Annotated in this window: 13 protein-coding genes and 1 other RNA gene; 5 read left to right on the plus strand and 9 right to left on the minus strand. The window is 59.8% G+C overall.

From position 1 onward, the window contains the following. Positions 1 to 14: 14 nt before the first annotated feature. The 4 genes from BM062_RS20725 to BM062_RS20740 form a co-directional block, all read right to left on the minus strand. Positions 15 to 3,335 (minus strand): autotransporter outer membrane beta-barrel domain-containing protein, encoded by a 3,321-nt coding sequence (locus BM062_RS20725; protein ID WP_254785189.1) that lies wholly within the window; start codon positions 3,333 to 3,335, stop codon positions 15 to 17. Positions 3,336 to 4,100: 765 nt separating this feature from the next. Then, positions 4,101 to 4,463: a transfer-messenger RNA gene (gene ssrA / locus BM062_RS20730) on the minus strand. A 161-nt stretch (positions 4,464 to 4,624) separates the two neighbouring features. Then, positions 4,625 to 6,031, minus strand: coding sequence for an SH3 domain-containing protein (locus BM062_RS20735; protein WP_092400382.1), 1,407 nt, complete (start codon positions 6,029 to 6,031; stop codon positions 4,625 to 4,627). After that, positions 6,028 to 7,293 (minus strand): SPFH domain-containing protein, encoded by a 1,266-nt coding sequence (locus tag BM062_RS20740; protein WP_254785190.1) that lies wholly within the window; start codon positions 7,291 to 7,293, stop codon positions 6,028 to 6,030. The genes BM062_RS20735 and BM062_RS20740 overlap by 4 nt, the downstream gene beginning before the upstream one ends. Positions 7,294 to 7,639: 346 nt before the next feature. Between BM062_RS20740 and BM062_RS20745 the strand changes: the two genes are divergently transcribed. Next, a complete protein-coding gene (locus tag BM062_RS20745; RefSeq protein ID WP_092400386.1) occupies positions 7,640 to 8,356 on the plus strand; it encodes a response regulator transcription factor in 717 nt (238 codons plus the stop codon). Positions 8,357 to 8,390: 34 nt separating this feature from the next. Further along, positions 8,391 to 10,463, plus strand: coding sequence for a sensor histidine kinase (locus tag BM062_RS20750; protein WP_092400388.1), 2,073 nt, complete (start codon positions 8,391 to 8,393; stop codon positions 10,461 to 10,463). 52 nt (positions 10,464 to 10,515) lie between these two features. Here BM062_RS20750 and BM062_RS20755 read toward each other — a convergent pair whose 3' ends face one another. The 5 genes from BM062_RS20755 to BM062_RS20775 all read right to left on the minus strand — a co-directional run bounded on the left by BM062_RS20755 (position 10,516) and on the right by BM062_RS20775 (position 17,457). Beyond that, positions 10,516 to 14,196 carry a DUF748 domain-containing protein gene (locus tag BM062_RS20755; RefSeq protein WP_092400390.1) on the minus strand — a complete coding sequence of 1,227 codons (3,681 nt, stop codon included), beginning with the start codon at positions 14,194 to 14,196 and terminating at the stop codon, positions 10,516 to 10,518. A 64-nt stretch (positions 14,197 to 14,260) separates the two neighbouring features. Further along, a complete protein-coding gene (locus BM062_RS20760; protein ID WP_092400392.1) occupies positions 14,261 to 14,935 on the minus strand; it encodes an HAD family hydrolase in 675 nt (224 codons plus the stop codon). Positions 14,936 to 14,999: 64 nt separating this feature from the next. Further along, positions 15,000 to 15,695 carry a bifunctional 2-polyprenyl-6-hydroxyphenol methylase/3-demethylubiquinol 3-O-methyltransferase UbiG gene (ubiG, locus tag BM062_RS20765; protein ID WP_092400394.1) on the minus strand — a complete coding sequence of 232 codons (696 nt, stop codon included), beginning with the start codon at positions 15,693 to 15,695 and terminating at the stop codon, positions 15,000 to 15,002. A 163-nt stretch (positions 15,696 to 15,858) separates the two neighbouring features. Then, a complete protein-coding gene (ompA, locus tag BM062_RS20770; protein WP_092400396.1) occupies positions 15,859 to 16,491 on the minus strand; it encodes an outer membrane protein OmpA in 633 nt (210 codons plus the stop codon). 279 nt (positions 16,492 to 16,770) lie between these two features. Next, positions 16,771 to 17,457, minus strand: a complete 687-nt coding sequence (locus BM062_RS20775; RefSeq protein ID WP_092400398.1) for an OmpA family protein — start codon at positions 17,455 to 17,457, stop codon at positions 16,771 to 16,773. 301 nt (positions 17,458 to 17,758) lie between these two features. Between BM062_RS20775 and gyrA the strand changes: the two genes are divergently transcribed. From gyrA to pheA, 3 genes are all read left to right on the plus strand, one after another. Then, entirely contained in the window at positions 17,759 to 20,434 is a 2,676-nt protein-coding gene (gyrA, locus tag BM062_RS20780; protein WP_092400400.1) for a DNA gyrase subunit A, read from the plus strand. 132 nt (positions 20,435 to 20,566) lie between these two features. Continuing rightward, a complete protein-coding gene (gene serC, locus BM062_RS20785) occupies positions 20,567 to 21,673 on the plus strand; it encodes a 3-phosphoserine/phosphohydroxythreonine transaminase (protein ID WP_092400402.1) in 1,107 nt (368 codons plus the stop codon). Positions 21,674 to 21,739: 66 nt separating this feature from the next. After that, complete coding sequence (pheA, locus tag BM062_RS20790; RefSeq protein WP_092400404.1) at positions 21,740 to 22,813, plus strand: prephenate dehydratase; 1,074 nt, start codon at positions 21,740 to 21,742, stop codon at positions 22,811 to 22,813. Positions 22,814 to 22,855 lie beyond the last annotated feature (42 nt).

The raw sequence follows: 22,855 nt of genomic DNA on the forward strand, positions 1-22,855 counted from the left end.
CATTGTCGCCATGCTTACCAGCTCCATCGCATGCCGGCATCCACCATCGCCGTGCGCTGTTGCGCTCCGCCGAGATTGGTCGTGTAAGTTCCGGTCACAAACGCACTGGTCGACTTGTTGATCGTGGCAACCAGGCCTGCGTTCAGCTGGCCTGCTGTCTGATTCGTACCGCTGGAAATCACGGTAGTACCGTCAAAAGTGGTGGTGTCATGGGAGCCGGAACTGCGCAGCAAGTTCAGCCGCAGATATGGCTGCCAGATCGCTGCAGCTGCGTCAAAACGGCTTTGCAAGCGCACTCCGAGGCGAGCGAGGATGGTATTGCCGTTGTTGAAGCTCACAGTCGAGACACCGTCATTCAAGTTATTGAAGGATTGATTTTGCCAGATCACTTGCGCCTGAGGCTCGATGATGATATCCGCGCCGAGTGGAATGGGAAGGCCGCCCTCAATCGATCCGATAAGCGCGCTGCCGTGGGTGTGCGCGCCCACGCCATCGTGCGAGCGCGGATCCGCCGATAGTGAACTTCCCATCAGGACTGCATCCGTGTACCAGCCGCTCGGGCCGACGTGGGTCCAATAGCCGCCAAGACTGTATGCGTCGACAGCAAGATTGCCGACATCAAGATTCTGCACAGCCATCGCAAAACCGTTGACCTTGCCGGTGGCATGCGCGAAGCCGACAAACAGACCGTAATGGTTGCGTTGGCCACTGGCGCTGGTGTCTGCGTAGATGTCGTGACCGACCTGCATTCCCGTCATTGAGCCATCGAACTGGGGCGTGACAGTGCCATCCTGGCGTTGCTTGGTACGGTTACCCCAGACACGACCCCAGGCCGCCGGCAGTTCGCCGTTCTCGATCAGCAGCGACTGCTCGCCCTGCCTGTCATGAAAATTATCGAGTTGCTGAATATTGACTTGCCGGGCGACGCTGGCAACTGCCGCATAGACAGGGACCTCGGGGCGATACAGTGGGATTGCTCCAGAGCCGGCCGACGGCGTTGGGTCTGCAGGAGTAACCGACGGGGTGGTCGGCGCCCCGGCCGGGGGCGTACCTGTGGGCGTGCTTGGAGGCACAACGACGGGCGGTGTTGGAGTTTGCGCCACGGTGTTACGCAGATACCAGTTTTCCGAGGTGCCGCCGCTCACGCCGCCTTTGGCGAGATAGTAGGAATAGGCGCCAGCCTTGACCGGTCCCGCCAGCACAAAAGCGCTTGCGGCGGTCGTCGCGCCGTTCACGGCCTGCACCACTTCAATACCGTCGGCGACTATGGCCGCGCCGGGCCCACCGACATTCGTGATACGTAAGCTGGACGATCCGCTGGCGGCACCACCGTTGATCACCAAGCGATCCGACGCTGCGCCATCGCCTGCGAGGTAGGTGTTCAGGGCGATGCTGCCATTCTGGCCGACATAGTTGCCGACAACAGTGAGCCGGTTGCCAACTCCTTGGCCGCCGATTTGCAGCAGGCCGGCGTTGGTCAATGGTCCGTTGATCGTAAAGCTGCCGTTGCCTAAGCCGGCAAACTGAGGCAAGGCATTGGCCACCGCAATCGTGCCGTTGTTGGTCACCGTTCCTGTGACGCTGCCGTAGCCGCCGAGCGTGGCGCCTGAGGCGACGGTTGTATTACCGCCGCCGGACAATGCCGCCGCAGTGTGCGAGGCGTCGCCCACTGCCAGTGTTCCGGCTGCGACGATCGTTCCTCCGGTATAGGGATTGTCGGTGTTCAGCACGGTCATGCCGGCGCCGGCCTGTGTAACCGAGCCGGTGCCGGAAATCGTGCCAGGGAAAGTGACGTCGTCGGAACGGTTGAAGACCAGCGCACCATTGTTTGTAACATCGCCCACGACGCTACCTGTTGTACCACCGCCCCCAAGTTGCAGCGTACCGGCCGAGATACTGGTTCCTCCGCTATAGGTGCTGTTCCCGGTTAACACCGTGGTGCCGCTGCCGGCCTGGTTGACCGAGCCTGTGCCTGAGATCGTGCCAGGAAAAAGCAGCGTGTCAGAGCGGTTAAAGACAAGAGAGCCATTGTTGGCGACATCGCCCACGATGCTGCCGTTCGTGCCGCCGTTACCCAGTTGCAGCGTACCGGCCGAAATCGTCGTGCCGCCGGTATAGGTATTGCTTCCTGCAAGCGTCAGGCTTCCTGTTCCTGCCTTGTTGAAGCTGCCCGAGCCAGTCATGCCTTGCGTCAGCGTGGATGCAAATCCTTGTGTGTCGATGGTGCCGCCCGGCGCATTGATGGTTACCGCACGTGTGCTGGCGAGATCAAAACTCTGCTGAAGCTGAAGTGTGCCGCCGTTGAATGTCAGTCCACCGGTGTTTGCACCCAGTGCGTTGTCGGCGCCGACGGCAACGGTGCCGGCGGTGAGCGTGGTGCCGCCGGAATAGGTATTGCCGCCGGCAGCTGTCGGCGCCAGCACCAAGGTGCCGCCCTGGGTCTTTTCGACCGCGCCGGTGCCTGAAATGAGACCGGCATAAGTGCCATTGTCAGGCTGTACAAAGCGCACCAGGCCATTGTCGATGACGCTAGGCGGCAAACTCTGCGCCCGCGCCTCAAGCGTGCCTGCCGCATCGACGGTTATCTTGCCGGTATACGCGCTGTTGTTGCCGGTGAGCGCCAGTGTGCCTTGCTGAACCTCGGCGACAGTGGCCCCCGTGATGGTGCCGGTCAGCGTCCAGGTTCCCGTATCGTTTTTGATAAGCGATGAGAAGTTAACCATATTGCCAGACAGAGACGAACTTCCTGCGCCGCTCAAGAAAATGGTGTTATTGCCGCCGCCGCCATTGAAATTGCCCGTAATGACCGAGCCCGTATAGAGCCGCAACGTATCATCGCCACCGGCAAAAACGAGATTGCCGATGACTTGTCCTCTATTGGTAAAGTCGACCGCACCGTTTCCTGACGCGCCGATCACATTGCCTGGCGCCTGGATGATTCCCGTTGCATTATTGACGATCGTGTTCAGGCCACTTGTATTCTGAAACCAGATGGCGGCGGCATGATCTGCCTTGATCGTGCCATTGTTGGTGATGACGTTGCCTGCGCCTTGCAGATTGATGGCTTCCGCACTGCCTTGCGTGCCGGTCGCGAGAACTTGGCCTCCTTGATCGACCGTCAATGTGCCGTTGTTGCGGAATTCGACTGTATTGGCGCCGGTGCTGTACAGCCCATTGTTGTTGACCCCCTTGGCGCTCACCGTACCGCCGTTCTGGATCGTTACGTTCGCATTGTCACGCAGGCTGATGGCGTTTGCATCGCCGACTGCGAGCTGGCTGCCTGTCCCGACGGTGACGGTTCGACCATCCTCGGCGGGCAGATTGCCGGTCCCCACTGTCGTAACCCAGGGATTGGTCGCGGAGGCATCGCAGGTTGTAAGTTGACCAGAAGTGTTGCACGCTGCGTAGGCTGTTCCCGGTACCACACTCAGCGCAGGTATTAGCACAAGGGAAGAGGCGGCAGAAAGAACTAGACGATAGTGAATAGGTTGGGGCATTTTTTTTGTTGGCGCTTATAGATTTAACATTTCGTGTTTGTGGCTCACATTGAAAAATTAACAATGCAAGATGATATTTAACGTTTTGAATTCTAAAAATCCATCGGATATGCTGTTAAATCTGAATTTGATTTAACAATTCATTTTCTCAGGATTACATTGCCACATGACAACATGTGACAATATTTGACATTCAAATATTGTAAATAAACAACACAGGCCGATATTGTCAAAAAAAATGCCCGCTCAGAATGACGATCGGCGTCAGTATTGACTGACGCCGATTCATGAGTGCGATTATTGGTGTGTGCGAGATGGGTAACAGCGTTATCGCTAAGTCGCAAACGTGGGCGAAATTTGGGCGGAAATGGAGACTATTTGAGCCATCGCCGGACCTCGCAGTCATTGTAACCCCCAGTATTTACGAGGTTTGCGGTGGCCTGGCGTGGTTTGTAATAGGGGAGGTGGCGGAAATCGAATCCGCCTCGTTAGATGAAAAAAGAAATGCTGTCATTATGTTGTCATTCTGGAGCCAAAACAGCTCCAAAACACCACACACATGACAGCATTATATTTTTAAGTCTTTGATTTGAAACGATATATTGGTGGAGGCGGCGGGAATCGAACCCGCGTCCGCAAGTCCTCTACAGACAGTTCTACATACTTAGTGCTGTCATTTGATTTAACCCAGCCGACGCGGACGCACACGCTTCGTTCAGGCGAGTCACCTAAATTTAACTTTCAGCCAAGTAACCCGGCTAAAAGCGATTCCCTGTAAATGACTCTACTGCTGTTTTACCAGCCCACCCCAGGGACGAGATGGTGTAGAGCTAACCGGTTATTAAGCGGCTAGTGCGTACGAGTTATCGTTTGCAGTTAGATCTATTCCGATTGTATTTACGAGGTAGTCGGTCCTCGGTATGCCCTGCGCTGCTTTGTAACCCACGTCGAAACCAGGTCGCCCCCGACGGTAAAGCAGCTGTCAGTATAGCACTTTATCGCTCGATCCGAGACGGGCATCCCGAGCGCCTGACTGGCTTGGAGCCAATGGCGCGGATTTCCAGCTCGCATCCCGGCTCTTGCCTGGCGCCATGCCGGGCTTTCCAGCCCGGCTTGCGCATCCGCCGTCACCGCATGCTCAAGGTCCCTCTCTTCCAGGCCGGGTCCTGCCAGCGGTAAAACAGGCTCAGGGAGCGCGGGCTGTCAGCCTGTTTCTCGACATCCATGGTATCCATCCGGATCACTTCAAAGCTGCGTTTGAAGCGCCCGTCCACGCGCGCTTCGCGTACCGCCAGCATCTTCGCGCTGCCCGGCACCCAGCCGGCGAATTCCAGGTAGCCGACATCGGGCGCGTTCGCGGCCGGCGGCAGGATGTCGATGGTCCAGCCCTTATCTCCTTGATGGAATACCCAGAGCTCGCGCCATGAGTCGAGCGGTTGCACCGCGAGCGCCAATGCGGTTTGCTGGGCGTTGACGCTGGCCGAGGCTTTCCAGACCAGGCCGTAGGTGCAGCGCTTGAAGAGCGGGTTCTTTTGATCGTGTTTGGCGTCTACCAGCGTGACGCAGGTTTCGCCGGTTTCACCGGGTGCGGTGAGGACCGCCAGGCCGCTGCCGGTCGCCGGTTCCGGTTCTGCCGCCCAGCGCGAGGCAGCGACGCGCACGGCGGCATCGGTATAGGCGGCTGCGTCCGGTTCAGCGATTTCTTCCTTGTTGACGCCGGCCAGTTCCTGCAAGGCGCGGTTGGCGGCTTCCTGGGCCGGCAGGCGCTGCCTGGCGCGTTCGAAGGCGATGCTGGCCCAGACGCCGGCGCGGCGCAGGCGCAGGCGGTTTTTTTCGTATTCGGGCAGGTTGGTCAATTGCACGCGGTCGAGGATGTCGCCGCGCCAGGCGTCGAGGCTGTTGCGGTCGGTGGGGGTGAGGTTGGGGTCTACGCACTCGGGCCGGGTCAGCGCCAGGGCGGCGCGGGCGCGCTGCCCATCGTCCGATTTCATGGCCAATACGCGGCGGAAGGCTTCACCGTTGTAGCAAAGCTGGATGCGCCCATCGCGCTCGAAGCCCTGCATGCTGATGCCGTAGCTGGATGCCACTTCAAGATGGGCCGCCAATACGGTGTCGTCGGTTTTTCCGCGTTTGGCTGAGGCGCGGCGCGCCAGCCGTTCTGCCATGGTGCCGAGCGCATCGAATGGCTCGGGGCCGATGGCTTCGGCCGGCGCCGCTTTCAGGTAGGCCGCCGCGTAGCTGATGCCGAGCGCCTCGGCTCCCGGTGTGTCGCGCAGGAAGCGCACCACCGCCAGCAGGTCGGGGGCGTCTTTCGGTTCCAGCGACTGGGTGCGTACTTGCGAAGCGCGGATATAGCCGCCGCGTTCGCGGCGGTGATCGTACACCTGCAGGTAGTCCATCTTCTCGCCGCGCACTTCCAGGCTGTCGCCTTGCCAGAGCACGGCTTGCTGCTGGGCCGATTCACGGGGGGCGGCACGCAGGGCGGCACTATCCTGGGTGACGATGGCGACCAAGGCCAGGGCGGCGAGCATCATTGCTGTGTCTCCTGAGCTGCGGTAACGCTGGTTTGCGAGTTTTGCGAGGCAACCGCCTGGCCGCCGCCGAGCAAGGCAGAGCCGATGAAGCCGCCGTTGGCCGGGGGCGCGGCGATGATCACCGAGATCTTGTCGGACAGTTTGTCGGCCATGGTTTTCTGGATCAGCAAGGGGTTCTTCGAGATCAGCGCGCCGTCGCGTTCAAGCTGGGCGCTGGTGACCTTGCCGATGGTTTCCAGGCGGTAGGCTTCGACGTCGGCCAGCTTGTGGCGTGAATCGGCCTCGCCGGTAGCTTCAATGCGGCGCGCTTCTGCGCTGCCCTCGGCGGTCTTGATGCGCGATACCTTTTCTGCCTCGGCTTCATACTGGCGCTGCTCGATCTGCTTTTGCTTGAACGGCAACACGTGCTTCATGGCCTCTTCCTGGGCCTTGGCGGCGATGATTTGTTCGTTGCCGGCCGCTTCCGCCGATTTTTCGCGCTTGACCTTGTCGGCTTCGGCTTCCAGCTCGGTTTGCCGCACTTGCTTGCTCTTCAGCTCCAGCGTGTATTTCATTTTTTCGGTTTCCAGTTCTTCGGCCAGCAATTTTTCCATGCCTTGGCGGTACTCCGGCGGCAGGTCGACCTGGCCCATCTGTACGCCGCGTAGGATGATGCCGTCGGCCGCCAGTTTCGGTTTCAATTCGTTTTCTATTTCTTTCTGGATTTCGCCGCGCTTGGTGGAAAAGATGTCGCGCACCGAATAGCGGGTGAAGGATTTGTAGATCACGCCCTGCACCATCGGCTCGACGATCTCGCCGTTGATGTCGGCAGGCAGTTTTTCTGCGATAGCGGCCAGCCTGGCCGGGTCGATGGCGTAGCGTATGGTCAGGTCCACGCCCAGCGACAGGCCCTCGATCGATTGGAACGGCGCTTCGCCATTCGCCTTGCTGCTGCGGACCGGGCGGTAGACCTGGTCGAGCAGCGAGTAGCGCCGCAGTTCATGCAGGCCGGGGATGACCACCACCAGGCCGTCTTTCACCTCGGTGGTGCCGCCGGTGAGCTTGTTGGCGCGGATGCCGACTTCGCCGGGTTCCAAAGTCTTGAACGGCGGGTGGGTAATCAATTCGTAGCCGCTGCCGCCTATCAGCGCGAGCGCCAGCAACAGTATCCAGGCACGCCGTGCTGCACGGGCCAGGCCGACCAGTGCAGCGCCGATTGCCGAAATGGTTGTGGTGAGCAGTGCAAGCAGGCCCTGCGCCAGTGATTCGAGCCGTTCAGACATGATATTTCCCCCGGTTGATGTAGTAATTCGATGGTTGGGAGCGGCACGCAATGCTTTTCCCTGGGAAGAATCTTGCGCTCCAGGCGGCGGAAGTAACAATGGCCGGGCCGGGGCAGTCGCGTTATCCGGGGGCGGTGAATGCTCCGCAACGTCGCAGTCCGGTAAGCCGTGTGAAGAAATACTCACAGCGCGGCGCAGACATTTCATGGGAAAGCGTGGATACTTTCATGACCCTGCGTCCTGCAAGCGGGCGCCCTCTCCCTGCAGATGCACAGGGGCAGCGGGCAAGCCGCGAAAAGAGTCGGGACGAGGGGCGTCATTGATAGCGGATGTAGCGGAGAAAAAAATGTCAAAGCAGGCACAAAAAGTAGCGGTGATCGAAGACGACATCCCGACCAGCAACCAGCTCAAGGGCTGGATCGAATCGGCCAAGCCTGGCATCCACGTCGACCAGTGGTATACGCGCGACGACGCCGAAGCGGCGCTGGCGCGCGAGAACTATGACCTGGTGGTGCTTGACATCGAACTGGGGCGCGAGCGCCATGCCGGCGTCGCCATCATCAATGCCATCAACAAGGGCCAGGCAACGCCGGTGCTGGTGGTGTCGGCCATGCCGGCCACCATCTACCGCAGCATCATGAAGGCGCTGGATGCCTGGGATTACCTGCAAAAGGCAACCTTCGAAGAATCCGATTTCATCGATACCTTCCTGGAAATCCTGCGCGCCGCAAAGGACCGCAACAGCACGAAGGAGAGTGCGCCCGCGGCCAGCAGCAACGAACTGTCGATCGACCCGCTGCGCCAGAAGACCCCGATCTGGCGCGCGCAACGCATCAACCTGCCGCTGACGGCGCAGCGCCTGCTGGCCGCGCTGTACGAGCATCGCGGCCAGGTTGTGACCTATGAGCAGCTGTTCCAGGTGGTCAAGAGCGGGCGCAATCGCGACAATATCCGCAAGCACGTCAGCACCATCCGCGATGCATTCCGCGAGGTCGACGCAGAGTTTGCCTGCATTGAAAATATCCCGATGCGCGGCTTTCGCTGGGTTGACCAGGAAAAATGATGTGCGGCCACTTCAACCGCGGGGATGACTGCACATGAAGATCAGCTTTCCGAATATCGCCCAATACCGTTTGCGCATCCTGTTTCGCGGCGCCTTCCTGCTGCTGGCGGTGGCTACCGTTGCGCTGGCGCTGTACGTGCTGCAGCAGGAAAAGCAGCTGAGCTACAAGAATTACCAGGCCAGTTTCCGCAAGACCGGCGACCAGATCCTGGCGACCTTGCGCCATCCTGCCGGACAATTGGCGCTGTTGAATCCACGCACTGAAAATGGCGGCGCGGCTGTGCTGCACCCGGTATTGCTGCCGTTTCCCTCGCTTGATTTCGACGACCAGAACAAAGTGCGGCAAGCCATCACCATGTCTGGCTGCCTGGTGCAGTATGGCGACGACGGCGCGCTATGCGTGGCCGTCGGCAACAACCCGTGGGCCGGCGGCTTCATTTATGTTGCCGGCAGTTTCGTCAGCGGCGAACTGATGCCGCACCAGCGCGGCGAGCAGGATATCGGCGATGCGCATCGCGTGCGGGTGACAGTGACGCTGCGCGGGCAGACCTATCGCTGGATTGCGCCGTTTGAAAAGAACGGCGATCCGAATGCCGTGCAAACGCGTGGCGCGCATGGCCGCCTGACCGGTTTTCTCGATGACGATAGCGGCCGTGTGGGATCCAGGCCGGTCAAGGATTTCCGCGGCTGGATCTGGCAAAGCACCTTATGCAGCAAGCCCGGGCAGGGCGACGGCGATGCCGATTGTCCGCGCAGTTCATTTTTCTCGCTGCGCCTGCCGGTGGGTGTCTTGCAGGATGCCTTGTTCCAGGAAAAAAATCCGGTCTGGCCGCCGGCCGACCTGGATAACATCCAGGTGCGCATCGAGGTCCTGCCCCCGGGCGATGGCCCGCTGCTTTTCGACAGTAAAAGCGCCGCTGCGGCACGGGCATTTTCGGTGGGCGACCTGGCCTCGCTGCTGTTGCCGGGCGAGAGCTTGCGCATCAGGAAGCGCGGCGCGGCAGGCGGCGCTGACCTGGTCAGCCTGACCGGCGCCGAAGATCACCCGGACGATACCTCGCGCCTGCTAAGCCGCCTGGTGCGCCGCCTTCCCGTGGACGAAATCGGCGCGCCGAACGAAAGCAGGGAATCCGTAGTGACGTCGGCGGGGATCTATGACGTGACCCTGATCGGCGACGAACGCAGCGTCAATCGCAGTCTGGGCGTCGTGGCGGCGCGGGTATTGTGGTTTGTCGGGGCGATGCTGCTGGCCTTGTTCGTGGCCTGGCTGATCATCGAGATCGGCATCATCCGCCGCATCACGATGCTGACACGGCGTGCTGCCAAGGTGTCGAAGATCGTCAAGGGTTCAGGCGGGCTGGACCAGTTCAACCTGACCGACCTGCGCGGCGCCGATGAGCTTGGCGTGCTGGCAAGCTGCCTGCATGACCTGCTGAGGCGCGTCAAGGAAGATGTCGAGCGGGAGGAAATCCGCGCCGAGCAGGAAAAGGAAATGTGGCATGCGGTGGGCCATGAAATCATGTCGCCGCTGCAGTCGCTGATGGCCTTGCACGGCACGGCCGACAGCCAGAGCAGCCGCTACATCAACCGCATGCAGCAGGCGGTGCGGGTACTGTATGGCAGCGCCTCTCCCAGCGAAGCGTTTCAATCCACGGTGTTGCAGGTGACGGCAATCGACATCGGCGCTTTTCTCGGCAACGTGGCGGACAATGCGCCGCTGGTCGGGATCGCAGACGTCAGGTTTTTCGGCGGCCAGGAGGGCGTGATGGTCAGGGCCGATGATTACTCGCTGGAAGATGTGGTAACGCATGTCCTGCGCAATGCCGATCGCTGCCGCCAACCGGGTTCCATGATTTCCATCGACCTCAAAACCACGGAAACCGCAGCCACCATCGCCGTCCATAACTACGGGCCGAATATCGCTGAAGGACTGATCGACAAGATTTTCGAATACGGGGTGTCGGATCAGTTTGAGGCTGGTGCGAACGGCAGCCGGGGACAAGGGCTTTTTGTGGCCAAGACGTATATGGCCAAGATGGGCGGAACCATTACGGCATTAAATGTGGCGGACGGCGTGGTGTTTTCACTGGGACTGCAACGCGTGTGATGTTCCCGTCGTTCTTCCGGCAAGAGGAAATTCTCCTCTTGCCGGAATCTCTCTATTTCAGCGCAAAATCGACCCGGTTCGGCTGGCCCTTGTCCTTGATGCCGTCGGCAGTCAGTTTCGGTGCGATCAGGAAGATCCGTTCCAGCGGGATCTGGCCCTTGGTCTCCAGGTATTTGCGGACGGCTTCGGCGCGCCGGGTCGCCAGCGCGCTCAAGGCGTCCTGAGTCACCGCGGTGTTGGCGACGATCAGTTTTTCCATCTCCGCGGTCGGCAGCGATTTCGACAGGCCGATCACGTTGCGCGGCTTGTCGAATTTTTCCGAGCCATATACCTTGCCCATGTATTTCTCTTTGTCGGCATCGGTCAAGGCCACGTCGTCCGATTGCGTATCGTCGCTGCCGTCAACCGAATCCTTGAGCTTCAGCGCTTTCAGCTTGCGGTTGAGGATTTGCTGGCGGACGCCGTCGGTATCGCTTTTCGGATCGACCCGGCCGATCAGGTCCAGCTTCAGCGCCGGTCGGTCGGTCAGGGCCTTGGCCAGGGTGTCCAGCTTGCTTTGCGTAGCGGCTGTGAGGGTAGCCGAGCCGGGCGCGAATTCAGCGTAGCCGAGATCGTCGCCGCCGGCGCCGCCGAAGGCCGAGCTGATCAGCGCGAACGGCGAAGTGACAGCCTTGACGATCAGGTTGATGAAGATGCGGACGATGATGCCGCCTATCGAGAATTCCGGATCGGACAAGGTGCCGGAAATCGGCAGGTTGATGTTGATCTGGCCGTTACGGTCTTTCAGCAAGGCGACGGCCAGCAGCACCGGCAGCTTGGTGGCGGTAGGGCTGTCGATCTTGTTGCCGAAAGTGAGCTGGTCGATGCGCACATTGTTCTGCGCCACCAGCTTGTCGTTTTCGATGTGGTAGCTGACATCCATCGACAGCTTGCCCTTTTCGATGGCGTAGCCGGCGTACTTGGCGGCATACGGGGTCAGGCGCGGCAATTCGACGCCGTTGGCGCTGGCCTTGATGTCGAGGAACATCGGCTTGAACAAAGGATTGAGCGAGCCGGAAATGGCGACCGGAGCGTCGTTGTCGATCTTGCCGTTGAGGTCTATCGGCGCTGGCGCCGGCTTGTCGGAAGCAATCGCGCCGACGGTACCGTTCATGCCGGTCATGTTGGCGGTGTAGTTCGGCTTGACGAAGTTGTCGGTGTAGTTGATGTTGCCGCCCTTGATGACCACCTGGCCGATCTTGATCACCGGTGCGTTCTCTTTAGGCGGCGCGGCAGCGATGGGGGCCACGGTGACCTTGCCTTCGGCAGTGGACTTGGTGACTTTTTGCGTCCCCTGGCCCATGCCTTCACCGGCCTCCGCGGAAGTCAGGGATGGCGCCGGCGCGCCGGCCGGGGCGTTTTTCGAGACAACGATATCCTGCAAATTCAGCTTGGCCGATTCGGACAAGATGATGCGCGCATAGAAATCAGTCAGCGCAATCTTCGCCAGCGTGACGTTTTGGCGCGGGCCGCCGATATTGGCGTTGATGCCGCTGACGTCGAGCAGTTTCCATTTCAGGAAATCGGCCGACGTTTCCTTGTCGAGCACGCGGAAATTAGCCAGGCGCAGGTTGCCGTTATAACTGGTGGCGAGTTCCTGGCGGGCGCTGGGCGGCGTCAGTGACAACTTGCCTTTGGTGCTGGCCTGGCCCGAAGTCAGGTTAACGTTCACGTAGTCGGTGAAATACGGCTGGAAAGCGGCCACCGGCAGGTTTTGCGCGTCGAGGTCGAGGGCGATGGATTTCATTTGCGCGGCGACGCTGCCGTCAGCCGACAACTTGCCGGTCTTGTTAAGCTGGGTGCGCAGGGAAACCTTGATCGGTTTATCGAGTTTGCTGGAGATGTTTTCGGCGCTCAGGTTGAGGCCGTCGGCGCGCAGCTTGACGGCCGGTTTTACCGCGTCGTCCTGGTAAGCCAGGCTGCTGTCGCTGATGGCAAACTTGCCCAGGGTAGCGACCCAGTCAGGCCCGCTCTGCTTGGCGGGCGCGGCAGGGGCAGCCTTGCTGGCGCCGCCGGTGTTGGCAATGAATTGCTGCAGGTTGAGTTTACCCTGGGCGTCGCGCCGCACATCGCCTTGTATGCCTGCCAGGTGCAATGCATCGGCGTTGAAAATGTGGGCTTCGGTGTCGACGCTGGCGTTTTCCAGGCTGATTTTCTTGGCCCCTATGCTGCCGCCCGCGCTGGTTTTTGCTGCTACCTTGAGATCATCTACATCGATGCCCAGCTGGTGCAGGCGGATGCGGCTGCCATCGATCGCCAGCAAGGTGCTGAGCGACAGCTGGCCGGACAATACCGCCGCCAGGGAGCGGTTGACATAAGGCTGGTACGGCGCCAGCGACAAGGCGTTGATGCTGGCCTTGCCGGCGACGATGCCTTTGGCAGGAGTGATCTGGCCGATGAACTGGATGCGCTGGTCGTTTTCGGTGCCGCTGGAAAGGGTCACGGTCGCCGGTTTGGCGTCAGCGGCCAGCGACAGCCGGCTCGCATCCAGCGCGACGTTCTTGACCTGCAGGTTCAGCGCCGGCGAGGCGTTGGCGGCATCCAGCCAGTTGACGGTGCCGTCGTGGATGCTGAGTTTGGCCAGCGTCATCTGCGGTGCCGGGCCGGCTGGTTTTTTCGGCGCGTCCTTGGCGGCATCCTTGGTGATTTCCTGCTTCGCAGCCGGAGTGCTCAGCGCCGCCCAGTTCAGGCTGCCGTTGGCGTTCAGGTTGACCCAGACTTCCGGTTGCTGGATGTCGATCTGGTCAAGTGCGGCGGCGCCGGTCAGGACGTTGAGTTTATTGATCTGGGCATTGATCGCCTGTGCCTTGAGCAGCGGCGCTGCATTCTTGTCGGCGAGGGCGACGTCGGCCAGCTTGATGGCGCCCGACAGCAATACTTCGGGTTTGTCCTTGTTGCGCACGAAAGTCAGGTCGAGCTTGGTCGACAGCTTGGTGCTCTGGATCGCTAGCGGCAGCGCCACCGGAGAAAACGCCACGAAGCTGGCGACATCGAGCTGGTCGATATCGATCGCCAGCGAGGTTTCCAGGCTGCCTGCGAATGGCTTGCTGCGGCCGCTCAGGTCGAACGGCGTACCGTTGACTTTGGCCGACAGGTGCGGCTGCACAAAGGTGTCGACCTTGCTCGGGAAGTTCGAGACATAGGGCACGCCGATGTTGAGCGCCTGGATGTCGACCAGCTTGTTGGTTACCTTGTCGTCGAACTTGATGCTGCCGTTTTCGAGCTGGATGTTGGACACCGAAAACAGGGTCGGCTTGTCGCTCTTCGGCATCGCCAGGATACGGTCGATGATGTCGGAGAAATTGTAGCGGCCGATGCCGTCGGCGCTGGTGCGCACGACATGCAGGCTGGGATCGACCAGCTTGGCTTCATTGAGCACCGGCGCCAGCCGGAACAGCGAGGCTGACGAGGCATTGACCAGCAGCGTTTTTGCCGAGAATGCGGCGGTAGTCTTGTCTTGCTCGTAGAGCGTGAAATCAGATACCGTCAGCGCCAGGTTGAAAGGGTTGAAGGCGACCTTGCCGACCGTTGCCTTGCGCCCGAGCTGGGCTTCGATCTGTTGTTCGACCAGGTGCTTGGCGACAGGCGGCACCGCCAGCCAGCTGATCAGCGCCAGCACCAGCAGCACGATGACTGTGATGCCGGTCCAGCGCATTGCGCGCGGCAGCCAGGAAGGACGAGGGATATTTGCCATTTTTATTCCTTATGGGCAAGCATGTCCACAATATACCGCCAGACAGTATTGCCCGCTGATTAATTCAATTCTTCGAGACCGCTTGCGGCAGCAAAGCCAGCAATTGATGGGGAGCATCGATCAGGGCGTCCGCATCCCAGGATTCCGGTGCGCTCTCGCCGCAATAACCCCAGGCCGCCGCAACGGTCACCATGCCGGCTGCGTGGCCGGCCTGGATATCGCGCAGGTCGTCGCCGACATACCAGCATTCCTGCGGCTGCAGCTTGAGGCGCCGGGCGGCTTCCAGCAGCGGTTCCGGATGGGGTTTTGCGTGGGCGGTAGTGTCGCCGGAAATGACGCAATCCGCATCGGCCAGGCCGATCTGGAAAACCAGGGGATCGGTAAACCTGGCGGCCTTGTTGGTGACTACGCCCCAGCCCAGGCGGCGCTGGCGCAGGTCGTTGAGCAAGGCAGGTATGCCGTCGAACAAGGTGCTGTCGACCGCCAGTGCGGCGGCGTAGTGGTCGAGGAAACCGACCCGCAGTTCTTCATAGTCGGGATCGCCCGGCTTCAGGCCGAAGGCGGCGCCTATCATGCCGCGCGCGCCGGCCGAGGTATGCGGCCGGAGTTGTTCGTATGGGGTGCTGCTCAAGCCGCGGTCGCGGCGCAATCGGTTCAGTGCGGCAGCCAGGTCCGGAGCAGTGTCGGCAAGCGTACCGTCAAGATCAAACAGGATGGCGCGCGGCATTGGCAAGGGCATGGGTGGTTCCTAAAGTACGAGAAAACGGCCGGCGCTGATCGAGTACAGCGCCGGCCCGAAGCAATTAGCCTGGCCGGGTGCAAGCCATCAGGTAGTTGACGCTGGTGTCCTGGTTGAGCGAATAGATCCGGGTCAGCGGGTTGTAGCTCATGCCGCGCATGACATCCACCGCCAGTCCGGCGTTGCGGACGAACTGCGCCAGTTCGGCCGGCGTGATGAACTTGGCGTAGTCGTGCGTGCCTTTGGGCAACATGCGCAGCAGGTATTCGGCCGCCAGCACCGCTTGCAGGTAGGCTTTCAGGTTGCGGTTCAAGGTGGAGAAAAACACTTGCCCGCCAGGTTTCACCAGCGTGGCGCAGGCGCGCACGATGGACGCCGGATCGGGTACGTGCTCCAGCATTTCCATGCAGGTCACCACATCGAATTGCCCGGCTTCGCGGCTGGCCATCTCTTCAGCGGCGATTTTCTCGTAACGCACCTGGATGCCCGATTCCAGGCTGTGCAGGTCGGCGACCTTCAGGGCTTTGTCGGACAGGTCGATGCCGGTGACGGTAGCGCCTTTGCGCGCCATGGATTCGGCCAGGATGCCGCCGCCGCAGCCGATATCCAGCACGTTCTTGCCGGCCAGCGCGGCGCGCGAGTTGATCCACTCCAGGCGCAAGGGATTGATTTCATGCAGAGGGCGGAATTCCGATTCCGGATCCCACCAACGGTGCGCCAGGTCGCTGAATTTCTTGAGTTCTGATGGGTCTGCGTTCATAGGTTGAATCATAGCTGGAAGTACAGCGTTGCGGTTTGTTGTCTGATTAAAAACCATCGCCGAAAGTTTCCGGACTGGTCCTTGGCGATGGTTTTTTGTACGAAAAAAAACCCCGCCGAGGCGGGGTTCTTTGATCGAGGTTTAGTCGACGAGGTTGGGTCGATTACTTGCTTGTACCAACAACTTCGATTTCAACGCGACGGTTTTTAGCGCGGCCAGCAGCGGTCTTGTTATCAGCGACCGGTTGCGACTTGCCCTTGCCTTCGGTGTAAACACGGTTAGCTTCGATACCCTTGTGTACCAGGTATGCCTTGACAGCTTCAGCGCGGCGGACCGACAGTTTTTGGTTGTAAGCAACAGAACCGACCGAGTCAGTGTGACCAACAGCGATGATGACTTCCAGGTTGATTGCGCCCAGTTTCGATGTCAGGTCATCCAGTTTTGCTTTGCCTTCTGGCTTCAGGACAGCTTTGTCGAAGTCAAAGAATGCGTCAGCAGCAAAAGTAACCTTTTGCGAAACTGGTGCTGGAGCTGGGACGACTGGTGCTGGAGCTGGAGCAACTGGAGCTGGAGCAGCTTGAGCGATTTCGCCGTCGCAACCTGGAACCGAGTCAGCTGGTGTCCAGTAGCCGGTGTGCCAGCACAGACCGTACGGGTCACGTGCGATTACACCACGTGCATCTTGCACGTAAGCACTGTTAGGAGTGTTTGCCTGGATATCTTTGATTTCCTGCGCAGAGGCAGAGAGTGCGACGACTGCGGACGCAGCGAAGACGAGTTTTGCTAATTTATTCATGTTTCTCCTCTCGGTTGAGATATCCGCAGATTAACTGCGCAACTAATATACGACATCAAAAATTGGATAGTACCACGTGGTTCAGGCCGTTACATGTGGGATTGACCACACGCAATGAACTTGACCACCATTCTGCCACAGGCTGCAAGCGCTAGCGAAGGATGCCAAATGATCCAGCCCACGTTTTGCCTGCTTCGTTGTTTTCATACAACATAACACTATGAAAACATCACCACGGGCGTCATCTTACATCGGCGCAACAGAACTATCTATTTTATTTTAATTCGATTGCATTTTTATTACGACTCTGCGGTTAGGGTTTAGGCAATTGACAAGTTTTTTGCGGCTCAGTTTATTGCTGCATTGCAATATCGGATCCGATGCGCCGGCGCCGGCAATCTCTATTTTGCTGGTCACGCCTTTGCTCTTTAAATAGCTGGCGACGTTGGCGGCGCGTTGCATCGATAGCTTCCGGTTATATTTCTCTGAGCCGAGGCGGTCGGTATGGCCGGTAACCAATATCAGGTCGGCGCTGCCGCAGTTTGTCAGTTCGGTAATTACTTGCTGGTCGATGCGCTGCTTGGCGGCATTGGTCAGCATTGCCTTGCCGAAACCAAAAGTCTGGTCGCTCGCCAGCGTCACGCTGGCATTGCATCGCGCGGTCACGGCAGCAGGAGCGATTTCATTGCTGGCGATCATCGGATCGGCGACCAGGGCAGGCGCACTGGCCTTCATGACCGGCGCCACCAGGGCGCCGTCGCAACCGGTGATCGCGTCATTCTGGTCCCAGTAGCCGGAGCGCCAGCACAAACCATCCTGGCTGCGCACGACCGGACCGCGTCCGTCCTGCAGATAAGCGCTGTTTTCAGGAGCAGCCTGAGCCGGGGCGGTCTGGGCGAAGCCGGGATTGGCTGCGAAGCCGGAAGCCGAGCCTATTAATAGACTCAGCACGATGGTATGGCGCATAAATTGTTTCCTGAAAGAAATGTCGAGGCGGGACTATATTCAAAATCGCCTGATTGCCGGGCAAGGCGGCATTTAAACATATTTTTTCCGGCGGCCAGATTTTCTGCCGCGCCGCCCAGGATCTTGCGCGCTCCCTGAAAAGCCTGAACCGGCCGCCCCGCGTGCTAAAATCATACGTCTTATTACCAGCGTTCCTGGCAGCATGCGGCCTTGCGCCGCGATTGCCGTCCTGAATGCCGGTTTATATCGGATATAGATATCTGTGATCGATCAACCCAAGTAAAGACTCGCCGACTCGCTAATGGATCAATTCGCTAAAGAAACAATCCCAATTTCCCTCGAAGAAGAAATGCGCAAGAGCTATCTCGATTACGCGATGAGCGTGATCGTCGGCCGTGCGCTGCCGGATGTGCGTGACGGCCTCAAGCCGGTGCACCGCCGGGTCTTGTTCGCGATGCACGAAATGAACAATGTCTGGAATCGCCCGTTCGTGAAGTGCGCGCGCGTGGTCGGTGAGACCATGGGTAAGTACCACCCGCACGGCGACGCTTCGATCTACGACACGCTGGTGCGCATGGCGCAGCCGTTTTCGCTGCGCTACATGCTGGTCGACGGCCAGGGGAATTTCGGTTCGATCGACGGCGACGGCGCGGCAGCGATGCGTTACACCGAGTGCCGCCTGGACAAGATCGCCGGCGAGCTGCTGGCCGACCTCGACAAGGAAACCGTCGATTTCGTGCCTAACTATGACGGCAAGGAAAAAGAACCGTCGGTGCTGCCGACGCGCATCCCGAACCTGCTGATCAACGGTTCGTCCGGCATCGCGGTCGGCATGGCGACCAACATCCCGCCGCACAACCTGACTGAAGTGATCGACGGCGCCTTGCATGTATTGCGCAATGCCGATTGCACCATCGACGAGCTGATCGAGATCATCCCGGCGCCGGACTTCCCGACCGCCGGCATCATCTACGGCGTGTCCGGCGTGCGCGATGGCTACCGCACCGGCCGCGGCCGCGTGGTGATGCGCGCCAAGACCCACTTCGAAGAATTCGGACGTGAAGGCCGCACCGCGATCATCATCGACGAACTGCCGTACCAGGTAAACAAGAAGGCTTTGCTGGAACGCATCGCTGAACTGGTGCGCGACAAGAAGCTGGAAGGCATTTCCGACCTGCGTGACGAATCGGACAAATCCGGCATGCGCGTGGTGATCGAGCTCAAGCGCGGCGAAGTCGCTGAAGTCGTGCTGAACAACCTGTACAAGCAGACCCAGCTGCAGGATACCTTCGGCATGAACATGGTGGCGCTGGTCGACGGCCAGCCGAAACTGCTGAACCTGAAGCAGATGCTGGAATGCTTCCTGTCGCACCGCCGCGAAGTCGTTACGCGCCGCACCGTGTTCGAACTGCGCAAGGCGCGCGAACGCGGCCACGTGCTGGAAGGCCTGGCAGTGGCGCTGGCCAATATCGACGATTTCATCGCCCTGATCAAAGCCGCGCCGACGCCGCCGGTTGCAAAAACCGAGCTGATGGCGCGCGCCTGGGATTCGTCCATGGTGCGCGAAATGCTGGCCCGCACCGGCGACGAGAACATCGGCGGCATCGAATCCTTCCGTCCGGAAAACCTGCCTAAGCACTACGGCATCCAGACTGACGGCTTATACAAGCTGTCGGACGACCAGGCGCAGGAAATCCTGCAGATGCGCCTGCAGCGCCTGACCGGCCTGGAACAAGACAAGATCGTCAACGAATACAAAGACGTGATGGCGCAGATCGCCGACCTGCTGGACATCCTGGCCAAGCCGGAACGCGTCACCGTCATCATCACCGACGAAATGACCGCGGCCAAGAATGAATACGGCATCGGCAACAAGGATGAGCGCCGTTCGCAGATTGAACACAATCCTACCGATCTTGGCACCGAAGACCTGATCACGCCGCAAGACATGGTGGTGACCTTGTCGCATACCGGCTACATGAAGGCGCAGCCGGTGTCCGAATACCGTGCGCAAAAACGCGGCGGCCGCGGCAAGCAGGCCATGGCCACCAAGGACGACGACTGGATCGACCAGCTGTTCGTCGGCAATACCCACGATTACATTTTGTGCTTCAGCAACCGCGGCCGTTTGTACTGGCTGAAGATCTGGGAAGTGCCGCAAGGTTCGCGCAACTCGCGCGGCAAGCCTATCGTCAACATGTTCCCGCTGCAGGATGGCGAGAAGATCACCGTGGTGTTGCCGCTGTCCGGCGCCAACCGCAGTTTCCCGGAAGACCGTTATGTCTTCATGTCGACCAGCCTGGGCACCGTCAAGAAAACTCCGTTGTCGGATTTCAGCAATCCACGCAAGGCCGGGATCATCGCGGTCGACCTCGATGAGGGCGATTTCCTGATCGGCGCCGCGCTGACCGACGGCCAGCATGACGTCATGCTGTTCTCCGATTCCGGCAAGGCAGTGCGTTTCGACGAAAACGATGTGCGTCCGATGGGCCGTACCGCGCGCGGCGTGCGCGGCATGAACCTGGAAGACGGCCAGCAGGTGATCGCCTTGCTGGTCGCTGAAAACGAACAGCAATCGGTGTTGACGGCCACTGAAAACGGCTTCGGCAAACGTACCCCGATCACCGAGTACACCCGCCATGGCCGCGGCACCAAGGGCATGATCGCGATCCAGACCAGCGAGCGCAACGGCAAGGTAGTCGCCGCCACGCTGGTTGAGCCTAGCGATGAAATCATCCTGATCACCACCGGCGGCATCCTGATCCGTACCCGGGTTGCCGAGATCCGTGAAATGGGTCGTGCGACCCAAGGCGTGACCTTGATCGCGGTGGAAGACGGCAACAAGCTGAGCGGTTTGCAGCGGGTGGTCGAGTCTGACGCCGAGGTGGAAACCGAAGCCGAAGCCGATGCCGGCGGCAACACCGAAGAAGGTGGCGGCCCGACCGATCGCGGCCCGACCGATCCGGCTGCGGAGTAAAGACAGCACCGCGCCCCGGCCCGCAGCCGGGGCGCGCATGGTTTGGATTTGAATATTTGTAGCAGTAGCAGCACAGTAACGCCATCTGTTGGTTCGTAGTCAATCTCGGTTTTTTATCTGACGCTATTCATCATGCCTATCTATAATTTTTCTGCTGGCCCCGCTGTGTTACCGAAAGAGGTGCTGCAGCAAGCTGCCGCCGAAATGCTGGACTGGCAGGGCAGCGGCATGTCCGTGATGGAAATGAGCCATCGCGGCAAAGAATTCATGTCTATCCTGGCGGCGGCGCAGCACGATTTCCGTGAGCTGCTTGCCGTGCCGGACAATTACAAGCTGCTGTTCATGCAGGGCGGAGCGATTGCCGAGAACGCGATCGTGCCGCTCAACCTGCTGGGCCGCGACGGCCGTGCCCAGCCGGCCACCAGCGATTACATCAATACCGGTTCCTGGTCGACCAAGTCGCTGAAGGAAGCGCGGCGCTATGGCAACGTCAACGTCGCCGCCTCTTCCGAAGATAGCCATTTCGCGCAGATACCTGAGCGCGACAGCTGGCGGCTGTCCAAAGATCCGGCCTACGTCCATATCTGCACCAATGAAACCATTGACGGCGTTGAATATCAATTCACGCCCGATATCGCTGCTGAAACCAATAACGCGCCGTTGGTAGCCGACATGTCGTCGCACATCTTGTCGCGTGTGGTGGATGTTTCCAAATACGGCGTGATCTACGGCGGCGCGCAAAAGAATATCGGGCCAGCCGGGCTGACCCTGGTAGTGGTGCGCGAAGATTTGCTTGGCCATGCCTTGCCGGTTTGTCCTTCCGCGTTCAACTGGAAAATCGTGGCCGACAACGATTCCATGTACAACACGCCGCCGACCTATGCGATTTATATCGCCGGGCTGGTGTTCCAGTGGCTCAAGAAGCAGGGCGGCGTGGCTGCGATGGAACAGCGCAATATCGCCAAGGCAGCGCTGTTGTATGACTACCTGGACTCGACCGGTTTCTATCGGACCAAGATCGCCAGCAACTGCCGCTCGCGCATGAACGTGCCTTTTTTCCTTGCGGATGAAACGCTGAACGACGCTTTCCTGGCCGGCGCCAAAGAGATCGGCTTGCTGCAGTTGAAGGGACATAAGTCGGTTGGCGGCATGCGTGCGTCGATCTACAACGCGATGCCCCTGGCTGGCGTGCAAGCGCTGGTGGCCTACATGAAAGAATTCGAAAAGCAGCACGGTTAGCCCGTTGCCGACCACAGCTTGTTTTGATGACCTGCTTAGCCAAGCAACAGAACCAAAGATAGAAATATGAGCGAAGACAAACTCCTCCCGCTGCGTCAGCAGATCGATGCGATCGATGCCGAAATCCTGGCCTTGCTGAATCGCCGTGCCCAGATTGCGCAAGAAGTCGGCCACGTCAAGGCCGAGACCAATGCGCCGGTGTTCCGCCCTGAGCGCGAGGCGCAAGTCTTGCAAAAAGTCGCCGAGCGCAATCCCGGCCCGCTGCAGGGCAGCGATGTGCAAACCATTTTCCGCGAAGTGATGTCGGCCTGCCGCGCCTTGGAAAAACGCGTCACGGTTGCCTACCTGGGGCCGGCCGGCACGTTTAGCGAGCAGGCGGTGTACCAGCAGTTCGGCCACGCAGTGGAAGGCCTGGCCTGCGTGTCGATCGACGAAGTGTTCCGTGCGGCCGAAGCCGGCACAGCGGATTTCGGCGTGGTGCCTATCGAGAATTCATCCGAGGGCGTGATCAACCGCACCCTTGATTTGCTGTTGCAGACCACGCTCAGCATCAGTGGCGAAGTGTCGATCCCGGTCCATCACAGCTTGATGAGCAAAGCCGGCACAATGGATGGCGTGGCCCGCATTTGCGCGCATTCGCAGGCGCTGGCGCAATGCAATGCCTGGCTCAACCAGCACTATCCGAATATCGAACGGCAGGCGGTTGCGTCCAATGCCGAGGCGGCGCGCATGGCCAGTGAAAACGCCACGGTGGCGGGAATTGCCGGTGAGATCGCTGCGCAAAAATACGATCTGCAAATCGTCAGTGCCCACATCCAGGATGATCCGCACAACCGCACCCGCTTCGCTGTGGTCGGCCGCCTGAAAAACGGCGCCAGCGGCAAAGACCAGACGTCGCTGGTGCTGTCGGTGGCGAACAAGGCCGGCGCCGTTTACAAGTTGCTGGCGCCGCTCGCCAAGCACGGCGTTTCGATGACGCGCTTCGAGTCGCGGCCGGCGCGCATGGGCGCATGGGAATATTATTTCTATGTCGACGTCGAGGGACATGCGGGAGACGACAAGGTAGCCAAGGCGCTGGCGGAGTTGCAGCAAAACGCCGCGTTCTACAAGCTGCTGGGATCGTATCCGCGCAGTTTCTGAGCAAGTAGCCGATAAGCAATCAATAACACATTTCGAAAGCAG

Source organism: Collimonas sp. OK412 (genome assembly GCF_900112135.1).
Classification (GTDB): Bacteria; Pseudomonadota; Gammaproteobacteria; order Burkholderiales; family Burkholderiaceae_D; genus Collimonas; species Collimonas rhizosphaerae.

Bases quoted from the DNA above. Each gene is read 5' to 3' on its own strand.
- pheA (WP_092400404.1), top strand. From the start codon at position 21,740: ATGAGCGAAGACAAACTCCTCCCGCTGCGTCAGCAGATCGATGCGATC.
- ompA (WP_092400396.1), bottom strand. From the start codon at position 16,491: ATGAATAAATTAGCAAAACTCGTCTTCGCTGCGTCCGCAGTCGTCGCA.
- gyrA (WP_092400400.1), top strand. From the start codon at position 17,759: ATGGATCAATTCGCTAAAGAAACAATCCCAATTTCCCTCGAAGAAGAA.
- BM062_RS20740 (WP_254785190.1), bottom strand. From the start codon at position 7,293: ATGTCTGAACGGCTCGAATCACTGGCGCAGGGCCTGCTTGCACTGCTC.
- serC (WP_092400402.1), top strand. From the start codon at position 20,567: ATGCCTATCTATAATTTTTCTGCTGGCCCCGCTGTGTTACCGAAAGAG.
- BM062_RS20735 (WP_092400382.1), bottom strand. From the start codon at position 6,031: ATGATGCTCGCCGCCCTGGCCTTGGTCGCCATCGTCACCCAGGATAGT.
- BM062_RS20760 (WP_092400392.1), bottom strand. From the start codon at position 14,935: ATGCCCTTGCCAATGCCGCGCGCCATCCTGTTTGATCTTGACGGTACG.
- BM062_RS20775 (WP_092400398.1), bottom strand. From the start codon at position 17,457: ATGCGCCATACCATCGTGCTGAGTCTATTAATAGGCTCGGCTTCCGGC.
- ubiG (WP_092400394.1), bottom strand. From the start codon at position 15,695: ATGAACGCAGACCCATCAGAACTCAAGAAATTCAGCGACCTGGCGCAC.
- BM062_RS20745 (WP_092400386.1), top strand. From the start codon at position 7,640: ATGTCAAAGCAGGCACAAAAAGTAGCGGTGATCGAAGACGACATCCCG.
- BM062_RS20750 (WP_092400388.1), top strand. From the start codon at position 8,391: ATGAAGATCAGCTTTCCGAATATCGCCCAATACCGTTTGCGCATCCTG.
- BM062_RS20755 (WP_092400390.1), bottom strand. From the start codon at position 14,196: ATGGCAAATATCCCTCGTCCTTCCTGGCTGCCGCGCGCAATGCGCTGG.